Origin of the sequence: Flammeovirga aprica JL-4 (assembly GCF_012844305.1) — a bacterium.
GTDB classification, from domain to species: Bacteria; Bacteroidota; Bacteroidia; order Cytophagales; family Flammeovirgaceae; genus Flammeovirga; species Flammeovirga aprica.
On record NZ_JABANE010000158.1, the window covers coordinates 1 to 14,302 of the forward strand.

Consider the following 14,302-nt stretch of genomic DNA (forward strand, 5'->3'; position numbering starts at 1 on the left):
TCTTCCCTCCGAGGGGCGAAACAGCTTTCTTTCAAGCTGTCGGGATAGTTTGCATGCAGGGCAAACAAAAAAGGATCACGCTTTACAAAACGTGATCCTTTTTTATGCTCTACTCAACATTTGAGATCGATGACTATCTAATTTAATAAAAGTAAACAGCAACAAGGTAAATGCCCACAAGGAGGAACCTCCATAACTGAAGAACGGAAGCGGGATACCAATTACTGGGAATACTTCAATTGTCATTCCCATATTAATCATAAAGTGAATAAAAAAGATACAAGCAGCACTGTACCCATACACTCTTGCAAATCTTGACTTCTGCCGTTCCGCTAAAATAATTAATCGAATAATAAGTGCGGCAAACAAGCCTATAGTCACAACACTTCCAATCCATCCATGCTCTTCTCCAATGGTACAAAAAATAAAATCTGTACTTTGCTCTGGAACGAAATTAAACTTTGTCTGAGTCCCTTCCAAGAACCCTTTCCCTAGTAAACCTCCTGATCCAATAGCAATTTTAGATTGAACCGCTTGATAGCGAATACCTCTTCCTAAAGGGTCTATAGTTGGATCAACTAATGCTTCAATTCTTGCACGTTGATGTGCTCTCATTATATCGTTTAATATAAAATCAATACCTTCAGTAAAGAAAAAGGAGACTGCTAAAATACCTGTAAGAAAAAAGATATACAGCTTACTCTTTTTATAGTAAAAAATATAAATTGTTATAAGGAGTCCTATTACACCAAGGACAATAAGAGCAGATAGAGTATTAGTAATTAAAGCTAAAATGAATAAAAATATAAACCATAGCGCTGTAACCATAATATAAAAAGGCATCCCTTCTCTATAAAGCATTATAAAAAAGGCTGAAAATACCATTGCAGAACCTGCATCTTTTTGTAACAAAACAAAAATTGTTGGTAAGCCAATAATAGCAAAAGCCTGAAGTAATCCTCCTGTCCATTTATCTAATCTAACAGTAGGATTATCAATATATTTAGCTAATGCTAATGCCAAAGAATATTTTGCAAATTCGGAAGGTTGAATTCTTATAAAGCCTAATTTAAACCAAGATGTATTACCACCTGCTGAATGCCCTATAACCAAGACTCCTAATAAAGCAATTAATGTAACTCCAAATATTGGATAAGCGAAAGTACTAAAGAACTTAAAGTCAATAAGCATGATAGCTACAGCAATAATTGCCGCTCCACCAATCCACATTAACTGTTTTCCGGAGTTTAAATTTATAGAAAAGATACTCGTTGGAGCATCAGGTTGATATACGGCGGCATATATATTAAGCCAACCCACAATAACCATTGTTACATATATAAAAATTGTCAACCAATCTATATTCCGTTTGCCGGTACTTTCTCGCATAGGTTTTAATTCAAAATTCGGCTAAATCTTTAACCTTGTAAAAAATGAAGGAAATTACTCCCACTATTTCACAAAAAAAAGTCCTCAGAATTTATAAAGCAATTCTGAGGACTTGAATATTTGATTTATTGACAAATTAGTTTTGAATCATCTTCAAGAACGTTGTCAATTTTCTTTTCAGCTCTCTTCTGTTCACGATCATATCTACGAAACCGTGCTCTTGCAAGAACTCAGCGCTTTGGAAGCCTTTTGGTAAATCTTTACCGATAGTCTCACGGATTACACGCGGACCGGCAAAACCAATCAATGCACCAGGTTCAGCGATATTGATATCACCCAACATAGCATAAGATGCAGTTACACCACCCGTAGTAGGATCAGTCAATAAACTGATGTATGGTAAACCTGCTTCATCTAACAATGCTAGTTTAGCAGAAGTTTTAGCCATTTGCATTAAAGAGAAACCAGCTTCCATCATACGAGCACCTCCTGATTTAGAGATCATCATAAAAGGAATCTTGTTTGCCAATGCGTGGTCAATACCTCTTGCAATTTTTTCACCAACAACAGAACCCATTGAACCGCCGATAAAGCTGAAGTCCATACAACTTACTACTAAGTCAAGACCGTTTACTTTACCTACTACTGTTCTACAAGCATCTTTAAGCTCTGTTTTCTTTTGGCTTGCCGCAATTCTATCTTCATAGGTTTTGCTATCCTTGAAAGATAAAGGATTGCCAGAAGTCATGTTTTCGTCTAATTCAGTGAATGTATTGTTATCAAAAATGATCTCAAAATATTCTTTAGAACCAATTCTCACATGGAATTCATCGTCAGGACAAACGTAAGCATTCTCACGCAACTCCTGCATATGTATAATTTTACCTTGGTTTGTTTTATACCAAAGGCCATCAGGTGAATCTTTCTTTTCACTAGTAGGAGTTTGTATCCCCTGCTCTTTTCTTTTGAACCACGCCATAAGAAACTATATATGTCTGTATAGTGATAATATTCTTTTATATACTAATTGTATAAGAGTTGTAAAGATATTCATAAAGAACACAATGCAAAAACTTAAATGTATGTTCGCATACTTTTTTTAGATTTTTTTTCTAAAAAACAGATAGAAATCGCTGAAACACCCCGTTTAGTAAATATTTTAAACATATGTAAATATTAATAAAAAATCTATTTATGTGTCAATTTTACACTCTGTGAATCAGGTAAAATTGATCGAAATAAACTAAATAAGCCTACTAAAATCACCAAAATCATTCTATAAAAAACGATTTTAGGTTTGTATCTTTGTGTGGCAAATTTGCATAAAGTGTTTTATGCATAGTATCACAAATTATTCAAAATAATATTATGTCTTTTAATATCAACGACATCAAACCAGGTGTAATCACTGGTGAGGACGTAGAAAAAGTATATCAGTACGCGCTAGAAAAAGGTTTTGCTCTTCCAGCTGTTAACTGTGTAGGTACTAACTCAGTGAACGCGGTAATGGAAACTGCAGCTAAATTAAAAGCTCCAGTAATTATTCAATTCTCAAACGGTGGTGCTTCTTTCTACGCTGGTAAAGGCATTAAAGGTGAAGGTCAAGCTGCTGCTATTGCTGGTGCAATCGCTGGTGCTAAGCACGTTCATGAATTGGCTGCAAAATATGGTGCTCGTGTTATCTTGAATACTGACCACTGTGCTAAAAAATTATTACCTTGGATCGACGGTTTATTAGACGCTTCTGAGCAGTTCATGAAAGAAACTGGTAAGCCTTTATTCTCTTCTCACATGATTGACCTTTCTGAAGAGTCTATCGAGGAGAACATGGAAATCTCTGGTAAGTACTTCGAGCGTATGGCTAAAATGGGTCAAACTCTTGAAATCGAATTAGGTATCACAGGTGGTGAAGAAGATGGTGTTGACAACTCTGATGTTGATCCTTCACGTCTTTACACTCAACCTTCAGAAGTTGATTACGCTTACGAAAAATTAGGTGCTATCGACCATAAATTCTTAGTTGCTGCATCATTCGGTAACGTTCACGGCGTATACAAGCCAGGTAACGTGAAGTTGACTCCAACTATCTTAGATGATTCACAAAAATTCATCGTTGAGAAGCACGGAACTGACTCTAAAAAGCCAGTTAAATTCGTATTCCACGGTGGTTCAGGATCATCATTAGAAGAAATTCGCGAAGGTATCTCTTACGGTGTAATCAAAATGAACATCGATACTGATACTCAATGGGCAACTTGGGATGGTATCCGTGGTTACGATGCTAAATACCATGATTACTTACAAGGTCAAATCGGTAACCCAGAAGGTGCTGATGAGCCAAACAAAAAATACTATGATCCTCGTAAATGGTTACGTGTATCTGAAGAGTCTATGATCACTCGTTTAGAAAAAACGTTTGAAGACTTGAATGACGTAAACATCTTCGAAGACTAAGAATAGTTAGTTTCTATTAAAAAGGTTGTTCCATTTTTTATGGAGCAACCTTTTTTTTATGTTATTCTTTGTTGATACACCTTTTATTAAGATCTTAGTTAAGTACTAGGACAAAGGAAAACAGATGTTTTAATTAAGAATTAAGAAGGAAGAATGAAGAATTATGGTTCTTAAAATGGTTTTTGTGGTAGTAATTAAGCTACAAGGCATTGTGGCTCTATAAAATGACACCTATTCCATTTAGTAATTCATCGGTTTGAGAGTAGAACCCTTGTAGTGACGAACAATAAAATTCTACATTCTTAATTATTCATTAAAAATTTCCCCTAGATTTTCTCTAAATAATACTTTATAAATAAAATGAGCAAACACACTTTATCTTCAATCGCAAACAAGATTCTATTTCTATTTATCTGTGCATCTCCCCTATTCACTTCAGCACAAAACCTGCATAAATATAACCTCAAGTGGGGATATGAAAAATCTTGGGCCACAATGGGATTATTGAATACACAGAAAGAACTTCCTCAAGGTGGCTCGGGTTTTATGATTAATTCTACACCTGTGAAAGGTAAAAATGAAATCGTTTTCTCTGTCTATTATACTGGAATGTACAGTGTCAGTCTAAAAACGGGAGAGTTACTATGGGCTTCTTCAGATCATTCTTTGTTTACATGTGGTACTTCTAACCAAATCATTTATTTTTCAGCGGAAAAAAATGCCATTGTTTCCAAAAACATATCTGATGGAAAAGTAAATTGGGAATATAAATTTGAAGCTAAGGAAGAAGGTGCGTATGTCTCAGCAAATGAAAACATCGTTGTGTTTGGAACTTTTGATGGCAAAATCTATTCATTAAACTCTAAAACTGGAAAAGTCAATTGGATCAAAGATGATGAGCAACAAAAAATTGAAGGAGTTTATGGTTTTTCAGGACTGACTAAAAGTTCTATTACCTTATGTACATGGTCTCAAGAAAATGGTCAGAATTTTATTTTAACTAATTTAGATTATGACGGTAATGTCAAATGGTCTAAAACTTTTAAGGGATGGAAAAAACAAGAATTTGGGCAACTTGCAGCTAAGCCATTAATTGAAAATGACATTATGTATGTTAGTACGGGCACTAATATAATGTATGCCATAAACACCACTTCTGGAGAAATAGAATGGGAGTATAAAATAAAAGATAATCAACCTATTTACTGTACACCTTATAAGGTGGGAAACAGGCTCTATTTCAACACAAGAAACGACCTGTTTTGTTATGATGTCAATAAAAAGGAATTGGTCTGGGAGGAAACTTCAGGAGTACAATATGATCATTTCTCCTCTCCAATAATTCTTGATGATGTTGTTTTATATGGAAGTAGCAGAGGTTTAAAAACAAGAAATGCTCTTACTGGAGAAATTATTGAAGGATATTTACCACCCTATTTAACACTGATGACTGCTGCTCTAAAGCATAAAGATCTGCTGATTTTACCGAGTCAAGAAGGTTTATTTATCTATAAAGAAAATACGAATCAATAAAGTGTTGATTTAAAGCTCGATTTCAAGTTGATGATATAGCGTAGCAGGGCTACGCTTCTACAGGACTGAATTAGGCATCAAATCTTTCACATAAAAAAGACGGCAGTTATTTCACTTAAAAACAACTGCCGTCTTTATTTTATCTTTTCTCTTCTCAAGGAGAAATTATTTCAATTGATCCAATCGATTTGAATTGGCTCTGATCATCATATCAGCAATAGTCAATGCCGCCATTGCTTCCACGATAGGCACAGCTCTTGGCACTACACATGGATCGTGACGTCCTTTGCCTGAAACCACAGCTTCATTACCTTCTTTATCAATAGAGTCCTGATCTACCATAATAGTAGCTACAGGTTTGAAAGCTGTTTTGAAATAAATGTCCTCTCCATTGGAAATTCCACCTTGGATCCCCCCTGAAAGGTTTGTTTTAGTTCTGATAGTACCGTCTACCTCAGTGTAGAAAGCATCATTGTGTTGAGAACCTCTTAATTTAGTACCAGCAAAACCGCTTCCGTATTCAAAACCTTTACAAGCATTGATACTTAGCATTGCTTTTCCTAATTCAGCATTCAAACGGTCAAAAACTGGCTCGCCTAATCCTGCAGGCACACCGCTAACTACACAAGAAACAATACCGCCTATCGTATCTCTGTCCTTTCTTACCTGATCGATCAACTCAATCATTTGCTCTGCTTTTGCAGCATCAGGACATCTGACAATATTTTTTTCTATTTCTGAGAAATCTAAAGTAGAGTAATCTTCACTCACTTTAATATCTCCCACTTCAGAAACATAAGCATGAAAAGAAATACCCATCGCTTCTAAAAACTGCTTTGCCACAGCACCTGCTGCCACTCTTGCAGCAGTTTCTCTTGCAGAACTTCTTCCTCCTCCTCTATAATCACGTACACCATATTTAGTATGGTATGTATAATCTGCGTGCGATGGTCTGAAGACATCTTTAATATGAGAATAATCTTTACTTCTTTGGTCTTGATTCCAAATCAATAAAGCGATAGGTGTTCCTGTTGTTACATCTTCGAAAACACCCGATAATACTTCTACAGAATCAGCCTCCTTTCTTTGCGTTGTAATTTTAGATTGACCAGGCTTTCTTCTGTCCAATTCTTCTTGAATTTTTTCCAAGCTGAAAGGCACGCCTGCCGGGCAACCGTCTATTGTAACTCCAATCGCTCTACCATGAGATTCACCGAAAGTGGTAATCCTAAATTGTCTTCCAAATGTATTCATTACCTTTTTTGTTAGTTATAAGCTGCAAATATCTGTTTTTTTTCTTATTAATTTTAAAGAATTGCACTTAAATGCGAGAAGTTATAATAAAATTATAATTAGTTACAGTTTCCTAACTATCTACAAGTTATATTTGTGAGGTTTTTCACGAAAATCAAAAATTCATATGGAATACAGCTTCTTTATTTATGATGGGATCATCAATGTAAAACTAAAAGGCGACTTTTTAGGATTACCAAAAGAAAAGATTTTGATACGAGATGCAAAGGCTTTTACAAGATCAGGAAACACTGATTTTGTGATAGACGCTACAGAAGTAAATCATATGAACAGTGGAGGACTTAGTATGTTGGTACGTTTGTATACTGACATTTCTACTCACAATGGAAGGATGTTATTGATCACTCCACCCGAACAATTAGCCAAACTGCTTCGCATCACAAAACTCAACAAGGTGTTTCAAACCTGTGGCCGAAGAGGTGAGGCAATGCAGAAATTACGACTGAGTAGAGCGTAATCACTACTTTTAGAAAAATTAATACAGATCTATAATAAATTCTATTAAGAATGGATATTCTTTTAGGTATGCAATGGGGAGATGAAGGAAAAGGCAAAGTTGTCGACGTCCTTGCTCCAAAATATGATGTGGTTGCTCGTTTCCAAGGCGGACCTAACGCTGGGCACACATTAGAGTTTGATGGTAAAAAATTCGTACTACACCAAATCCCTTCAGGTGTATTTCAAGAAGGCACTTCAAATATTATTGGTAATGGTGTTGTTCTTGATATCCGTATTTTCCGTGAAGAGATTGAAAAGTTAGAAGCTGCTGGCTTCTCTGACATCAAAAGTAAAATCCTTCTTTCTAAGAAAACACACTTGATTATCCCTACACATAGATTGCTTGACGCAGCGTATGAGAAAAGTAAAGGTGATCAAAAAATTGGATCTACATTAAAAGGTATCGGCCCAACTTACCAAGACAAGTCTGCTCGTGTTGGTTTAAGAACAGGTGATTTATTTGCTGAGGATTTTGAAGCAAAATACAACGCTTTAAAAAATAAGCATATCGAAATCTTGAAATTCTATGATTTCGATTACACTGAGCAACTTCCTGAAATGGAAAAAGAATTCTTCTCTGCAGTTGACTTCTTAAAAACAATGTCATTCGTAAACAGCGAATACTTTGTAAACGATGCTCTTAAAGAAGGTAAGAAAGTTTTAGCAGAAGGTGCTCAAGGTACTTTATTGGATGTTGACTTCGGTTCATATCCTTTCGTTACCTCTTCAAACACTTTTGCGGCAGGTGCTTCAACTGGTTTAGGTGTAGCTCCTAATTCGCAAAAGAACATCTATGGTATCTTCAAAGCTTACTGTACACGTGTGGGTTCTGGCCCATTCCCTACAGAGTTATTTGATGAAACTGGTGAGGCATTACAAAACTTGGGTCACGAGTTTGGTGCTACTACAGGCCGTAGACGTAGATGTGGATGGTTAGACCTTCCTATCTTGAAGTACGCTGTGATGATCAACGGTGCTACAGAATTATTTATGATGAAAGCAGACGTAATGAACACGTTTGAAGAAATCAGTATCTGTACAGAGTACTTGTTGAAAGACGGAACGAAAACAAAAGAGGTTCCTTATGATTTAGAAGACATCAAAGAACCTATCTATACTACATTAAAAGGATGGAATCAAGAAGTTGATCCTAAACTTTCTTTTGAGGAACTTCCTCAAGAATTAATGGAGTACATCAAGTTCATTGAAGATTATATTGAAGTGCCTATTACAATGGTTTCTCTTGGTCCAGACCGTGAGGAAACAATTATGAAATAGTATTTCTAATAATATATATAATAGAAGAGGCCAATATTTATGATGAATATTGGTCTCTTTTTTTGTCCTCTTCTTAAGTGAAGCCTGAAACGGAAAATAGTTATAACTATAAAAAGTCTTAATCCTTCAAACAAAACAGTTCTCATTGAGTTCATTTTATACCTTCTTTTTCAAAGGAAACATTAAGGGTAAATGAAGTTTAATTCTGATTATGATCACAGTAAACGTTTTGGCTGAATACTTGCAATTCAATAAAATGAACTAAATAAGGTTCAAAAACGTTATATATATTACCCTAATTTATTTTTTCACTTAAACGCTAAAAACATGGAGTTTGAAAAAATAAAGGAACAAGCCATTGAGTGTTTCAAAACATTCAAAGAATCGAAAGTAATTTTCTCATCACAGGATGGGAAGCTGATTGTTCCTCAAACTGAACAAGAGGCAATTTCCTTAAATGAACAAGGTTATATTGCCATTTTCAAAGAAGACCTAAAAAAAGACCTTGGAACGGATGGTCTAGGCCTTTTCTACTAATGTTGAACGTGCCCTACACGAAAGTATAGGGCTTTATTTTTACAATTTTATTCCGACCACCAATACATCATCAGTCTGCCTTTCTTCTCCTTTCCACAAGTTAAAAGCTTTACTCAATTCAGCTTTTTGAGTTTGTAATGGCAAATAATGGTTATTCAGTAAGTTACTTTTATACTGCTTTCGCATAAATTTTTTATCGTTCTTACCTCCAAACTGATCTTGGTAGCCATCTGATTGTAAAAACAATAAATCATCTTTTTGGTATTCAAATGACTTTTTAATAAAGCGTTTATCTCTTATTGAACGTCCTCCAACACTAAACTTATCGCCTTTGTATTCCGTTAGCTCACCATCTGATATTCTATAGAGATTCTGTTTCGCTCCAGCAAACTCTACCTCTCCTTCATTTTCGTTGACTCTTATAATAGAAACATCCATTCCGTCTTCTATATACCCTTTTTCTCTTTTACTGGTCAAACGCTGAATATTTTGATCCAAGAAAATTATCAAATGCCTTGGATCAGACATTTTCAAATAATGTGCGGCTTCATTTAATATATCATTGGCCATAATCGTCAGAAAAGAACCTGGCACACCATGACCTGTGCAATCTATACATGCCAAAACTTTTATACCTTTTCCAAAATCACACATCCAGTAAAAATCACCTCCCACTACATCTCTTGGCTTCCAGTAGACAAAAGCATCTGCAAAATAATTTTGAAGTTCCTCTTCCTTAGACAGGATACTTTGTTGTATTCTGCTGGCATAACTTATACTCCCATTTAATTTTAGATTGACTTCTTCTATTCTCTCCGTCCTATCATTCAGCAATTCTTTCTGTGCTGCAATTTCCTCATTCTGATGTTGTAGTTCCTCATGATTAGAAAGGAGTTCCTGATGCTGTTCATTCATCTTTTTGACAGCTTTATCTTTCCAGTTTTCATATGTAATGATCACTACAAAATAATAAAACATAATCCCTAAGAGCATCACACCAGCATAAAAAGCATAAGCTTCCTCAGGCATTTGATCAGCAGGAAGTACTTCAAACAAATCGGCCATGAAAATAAATAACACATCCAATGCAGTGATAACGAACCAAATAATTCCTGACAATCTATTCGCATACCAAAAAGCACTCACAATAACACACAAAAACCATGCAATCACCGGGGCTTTTATCCCTCCAGAATAAATGACTATAATGCTTAATCCAGAAAGAACTAAAAAAGAAAATAGATTGCCTATGATATAAAATGGGGCCTTCAGCTTTAATAAAAGAAAAAGAAGACAATGTACGGCTACAAAGTAAACACAAACCACTTCTCCTACTTTAAAATGCATGATGTACTTTGATAGAAAAAAGTAAACCACACTGATTATTAAAGTCGTTATCAAGGATATTTTCAAAAACTTTATTTTGTCACGAGCACTCTCTTCCTCTATTGTAAAAGTTGTTGTTTGTCGTATCTTTTCATTCATATTTTCAGTACACAATTAGGCGAGTATATTTCTCTCTTTTTTATAAGTCATGGCAAAAATAGAAAAATAAAATTACACCTTGCTAAATAATAGGTTTAACATTAAATATTACAATTTCAAGATTCTCATTAAGGAATCACTACTCTCTTCGACTAACACTTAGAAAGTTGTTCAATCATTGATATTATTGAACGGCCTTAAAACAAAATCAATCCTTACAGGGTTAATACGACAAGTAAAATTACATCCAAAACATTTTTTAAAACTATGAAATACTTATTCAAAGTTACACTCCTTTTATCTATCCTTTTTTACGCTTGTGAAAGTGATAGCGTTGATCCTAATACCTCAACCCCTGCCATTCTCCCTGCCCCAGGCGGTAATCAGATCACTTTTACCAAGGCCGGTAATACCGACCCTAATGACGCCGCTAATCAAGACAGAATTACGGACAACGTATGGATTACAAGAGGAAACGACGGTGGACAGATTTTCAACATAAAAACCAACTCTTCTTACAGTAAAAACAGCAGTCCTGTCGGTACCGAATGGGCAGTAGGAACGGTAGATAATAAAGATAACCTTACTTTCACTCCTTTTAGAACAGCAGTGAAACCCAAAGATGTGGTAGGACAAAACCTTGTTGTACATCTAATAGCAGATGATATGTACCTCAATGTGAAATTCACTTCTTGGTCAAGCAACAAAAGTGGCGGTTTTTCTTATATAAGAGATATTGTCAGTCAATAATACGATGAAAGCGTTCATAAAAATAGCATCCTTCCTTATTTTCTTTTTTGGGGCTAACCTATCCTTTTCTCAGAACTATTTAATCGACAAAAAAGGAACAACTACTTTTTTTTCAGATGCTCTGATAGAAGATATTACAGCAACAAGCAATGCCTCAATGGGAATTATAGATACTGTTACTCACAAAGTAGCGGTATCTATCCTTATGACTTCCTTCGAATTTAAACTGCCTCTAATGCAGGAACACTTCAATGAAAATTATGTAGAATCAGAAAAGTATCCTAAAGCTACTTTTTCAGGTCAACTTTCTGATTCTCCTGATTGGAATGAAAACGGAGTACAGGAACTAACGGCGAAAGGAAAGCTTACTATTCATGGAAAAACAAAACCACTTGATGCAAAAATTGTTTTTCAAGTTTCTGACCAGCATATTGAAGCTAAAACTACTTTTGATGTTGCTTTGGAGGATTTCAATGTCGAAATCCCTCAAATAATGTTCAACAAAATTGCTGAAGTAGTCCAAGTCACTTCTACTTTTTCTTTTAAAAAATGAAAACAACTTATCTCTTCGCTATTTTTTTATTGATTTCCAGCTTCTCTTTCGGTCAAGATGACCTTTTGGATGTATTGGAAGAAGAAACAACAACTGAACCTACTTACACTTACGCCACATTTAAGGGTTCGAGGTTAATCAACGGGCACACTATTGAAACTAGAGGAAAAAATGAACTTGAATTTCTGATTTCTCACCGTTTTGGACCTGTCAGCGGTGGTGGTTACGAATTGTTTGGTTTAGATCAAGCCAATATCAGACTGGGTTTAAGTTATGGAATTAATGACCGGCTTACTGTTGGTTTAGGCAGAAGTTCATTTGAAAAAACCTACGACGGTTATTTAAAATACAGGCTTCTTCGTCAGGCAAGCGGTGGAAAAAATACGCCGCTGTCAATTACACTTTTTGGGTCAGCCACTTATATCACTTTAAGAGATCCAATTTACGAAACAGCTTCCAACCGTATGGCATATACCACACAGGCACTAATTGCTAGAAAGTTCAGTCCTGTTTTCTCACTTCAACTTATGCCTACCTATATTCACTTCAACCTTACCACTACCACACAGCTTGATAGTGATATTTTCGCTTTAGGAATTGGAGGTCGATATAAATTTACAAGACGTGTTTCCATCAACTTAGAATATTATCCTAGACTAAATGCAACAAGCAAAATTTACTATGATGCTTTTGCGGTAGGTTTTGATATAGAAACAGGTGGTCACGTTTTCCAAATACATGTCACCAACAGCAGACCAATGATTGAGAAAGGGTTTATAGCGGAAACAACTGAAGACTTCTTTGCCGGTGATATGAGAATCGGTTTTAATATTTCCAGAAGCTTCGTTTTTGGAAAAAAGTATAGAAAGAAACAGCAGTGGGATTAGGTTGAATGAAGAATTAAGAATGAAGAGAGAAGAGAAGTTGTATTGTACTTGGGAGTGTAAGTTATCCAACAAACCATTTTCAGAACCATCGTACGGTCCACTTTTCTTCATTCATCATTCTTAACTCTTCATTCAAAGACTCGCCCTTGGGTGAAACTCTGTAATCACTTGCTGTAAATATTCCTTATTCAAGTGGGTGTAGATTTCGGTAGTTGTAATGGATTCATGTCCTAGCATTTCCTGTACGGCTCTTAAATCTGCACCTCCTTCCACCATATGTGATGCAAATGAGTGTCTAAAAGTGTGCGGACTGATGTTTTTACCCAATTGCACTGCTTCTGCCAACCTTTTAATAATAGTGAAAATCATTACTCTGGTCAGCTTAGCTCCTCTTCTATTCAGAAAAATAATATTTTCAGAACCCTTCTTTGGAGTTTTCATACAGCGGTCATTTTCAATATAAAGCGTCATCTGCATAGCGGCTTCCTCTCCAATCGGTACAAAACGCTCTTTATCTCCCTTTCCTACCACTTTTACAAAACCTTCCGCCAAAAACAGATCTTCCAAACTCAAATTAATCAATTCTGACACCCTCAGTCCACAACCGTACAACACTTCTAAAATAGCATGATTCCTTCTCCCCTCATAGGTTGTATGATCAATAGCATCAATTAATAAATCAATTTCCTCTACCTCTAAAGTGTCCGGTAGTTTCTGCGTCAAACGGGGAGTTTCAATCAACTCCACCGGATTGTTTTCCGTCTGATCTGATTCATTAAGGTAAGTATAAAAGGATTTTAAGCCAGAAAGAATCCTTGCTTGACTTCTTGTAGAAAGATGTACTTCCTGTTCCAAATACATTAAAAAAGAAATAATATTTTCTCTCTGTACATTTTGAGGAGTAAGACTATTATCCATCAAATCTACATATTCTACAAACTTAGTTACATCTCTTAAATAAGCCTCAATTGTATTTTTAGACATTCCCCTTTCCAATCGTAAATAAAGGGCATAATCTTTTACGGTTACCTTCCAGTTCATCTCTCTTATAAGTTAGACCACCTTTCACGCATTTTCTGCTTTTCCCACTCCCTTCTCAAAGCCAATCTTGCCAATGTATCTGCTATATCTTCAATACTCCCCAATGCAAATGCTTCTTTTACCAATTCTTCTTTCACATCAATACGGTACAAACCATTCATTAACCGACTGGAATCATTGCGTAACAAATGATCAAAATACTGAGAAAGTTTTTCAGCAGCATCTCCAAATGTGGGGGGATCATACTCCTCCTCTATCTCAAAACGGTCTCTTATTTTATTCCAGGTTTCTAAATACATGGTGAAAGATAACTAAGTACATGGTAAAAAAAAAGGAAGAGGGAAGGTGGTTCGTATTGTGACTCAAGAACCGTCATAAAAACCACCTCCCCTCATACCTCATAGTTTTCCCACAAATTTATTGAAGGGTTAATACACTGTAAACTACATTATCATCAACTTTCAATCGACATTTTTACAAGCTTTTTATGTTCTAATTTCAAGCTTCTTTCTTCTTCATTTCTCTTATGATTAAAACAAGGAAAATTGTATTTATTTTGTACAATTTCTTCCAAAAGAGATAA

At 35.5% G+C, this 14,302-nt stretch carries 14 protein-coding genes; 8 read left to right on the forward strand and 6 right to left on the reverse strand.

What is annotated here, in order from left to right; translation table 11 throughout:
• Positions 1-102 precede the first annotated feature (102 nt).
• Both rodA and accD read right to left on the reverse strand, forming a co-directional pair.
• The gene (rodA, locus tag HHU12_RS30855) at positions 103-1,389 is read right to left on the reverse strand and encodes a rod shape-determining protein RodA (RefSeq protein ID WP_169660594.1); all 1,287 of its coding nucleotides are present in this window, start codon (positions 1,387-1,389) and stop codon (positions 103-105) included.
• 136 nt (positions 1,390-1,525) lie between these two features.
• Positions 1,526-2,368 (reverse strand): acetyl-CoA carboxylase, carboxyltransferase subunit beta, encoded by an 843-nt coding sequence (accD, locus tag HHU12_RS30860; RefSeq protein ID WP_169660595.1) that lies wholly within the window; start codon positions 2,366-2,368, stop codon positions 1,526-1,528.
• Between the two features lie 389 nt (positions 2,369-2,757).
• Here accD and fbaA point away from each other — a divergent pair, with 389 nt between their 5' ends.
• A complete protein-coding gene (fbaA, locus tag HHU12_RS30865) occupies positions 2,758-3,843 on the forward strand; it encodes a class II fructose-bisphosphate aldolase (RefSeq protein WP_169660596.1) in 1,086 nt (361 codons plus the stop codon).
• Between the two features lie 360 nt (positions 3,844-4,203).
• Complete coding sequence (locus tag HHU12_RS30870; protein ID WP_169660597.1) at positions 4,204-5,376, forward strand: PQQ-binding-like beta-propeller repeat protein; 1,173 nt, start codon at positions 4,204-4,206, stop codon at positions 5,374-5,376.
• A 165-nt stretch (positions 5,377-5,541) separates the two neighbouring features.
• Here HHU12_RS30870 and aroC read toward each other — a convergent pair whose 3' ends face one another.
• Positions 5,542-6,630: a chorismate synthase gene (aroC, locus tag HHU12_RS30875; protein ID WP_169660598.1), complete on the reverse strand. Its 1,089-nt coding sequence runs from the start codon at positions 6,628-6,630 to the stop codon at positions 5,542-5,544.
• Positions 6,631-6,796: 166 nt separating this feature from the next.
• On the opposite strand from aroC, the gene HHU12_RS30880 reads away from it, so the two are divergent.
• From HHU12_RS30880 to HHU12_RS30890, 3 genes are all read left to right on the forward strand, one after another.
• Entirely contained in the window at positions 6,797-7,147 is a 351-nt protein-coding gene (locus HHU12_RS30880) for an STAS domain-containing protein (RefSeq protein ID WP_169660599.1), read from the forward strand.
• A 50-nt stretch (positions 7,148-7,197) separates the two neighbouring features.
• Entirely contained in the window at positions 7,198-8,466 is a 1,269-nt protein-coding gene (locus HHU12_RS30885) for an adenylosuccinate synthase (RefSeq protein WP_169660600.1), read from the forward strand.
• A gap of 327 nt (positions 8,467-8,793) precedes the next feature.
• Positions 8,794-9,003, forward strand: coding sequence for a hypothetical protein (locus HHU12_RS30890; protein WP_044213177.1), 210 nt, complete (start codon positions 8,794-8,796; stop codon positions 9,001-9,003).
• Between the two features lie 39 nt (positions 9,004-9,042).
• Here the strand turns inward: HHU12_RS30890 and HHU12_RS30895 are convergent, their stop codons facing one another.
• Positions 9,043-10,350 (reverse strand): PP2C family protein-serine/threonine phosphatase, encoded by a 1,308-nt coding sequence (locus HHU12_RS30895; RefSeq protein WP_169660601.1) that lies wholly within the window; start codon positions 10,348-10,350, stop codon positions 9,043-9,045.
• 405 nt (positions 10,351-10,755) lie between these two features.
• Here HHU12_RS30895 and HHU12_RS30900 point away from each other — a divergent pair, with 405 nt between their 5' ends.
• From HHU12_RS30900 to HHU12_RS30910, 3 genes are read left to right on the forward strand one after another with little or no spacing between them, the layout of a single operon-like run.
• Positions 10,756-11,238 (forward strand): hypothetical protein, encoded by a 483-nt coding sequence (locus HHU12_RS30900; protein ID WP_169660602.1) that lies wholly within the window; start codon positions 10,756-10,758, stop codon positions 11,236-11,238.
• A 4-nt stretch (positions 11,239-11,242) separates the two neighbouring features.
• Positions 11,243-11,791 carry a YceI family protein gene (locus HHU12_RS30905; RefSeq protein ID WP_169660603.1) on the forward strand — a complete coding sequence of 183 codons (549 nt, stop codon included), beginning with the start codon at positions 11,243-11,245 and terminating at the stop codon, positions 11,789-11,791.
• Positions 11,788-12,678: a DUF5777 family beta-barrel protein gene (locus tag HHU12_RS30910; protein ID WP_169660604.1), complete on the forward strand. Its 891-nt coding sequence runs from the start codon at positions 11,788-11,790 to the stop codon at positions 12,676-12,678. Before HHU12_RS30905 ends, HHU12_RS30910 begins: the two co-directional genes overlap by 4 nt.
• A gap of 132 nt (positions 12,679-12,810) precedes the next feature.
• On the opposite strand, the gene xerD is transcribed toward HHU12_RS30910, so the two are convergent.
• Together xerD and HHU12_RS30920 are read right to left on the reverse strand one after the other, a co-directional pair.
• A complete protein-coding gene (gene xerD / locus HHU12_RS30915) occupies positions 12,811-13,719 on the reverse strand; it encodes a site-specific tyrosine recombinase XerD (protein ID WP_169660605.1) in 909 nt (302 codons plus the stop codon).
• Positions 13,720-13,724: 5 nt separating this feature from the next.
• Positions 13,725-14,018, reverse strand: coding sequence for a hypothetical protein (locus tag HHU12_RS30920; RefSeq protein ID WP_169660606.1), 294 nt, complete (start codon positions 14,016-14,018; stop codon positions 13,725-13,727).
• Positions 14,019-14,302 lie beyond the last annotated feature (284 nt).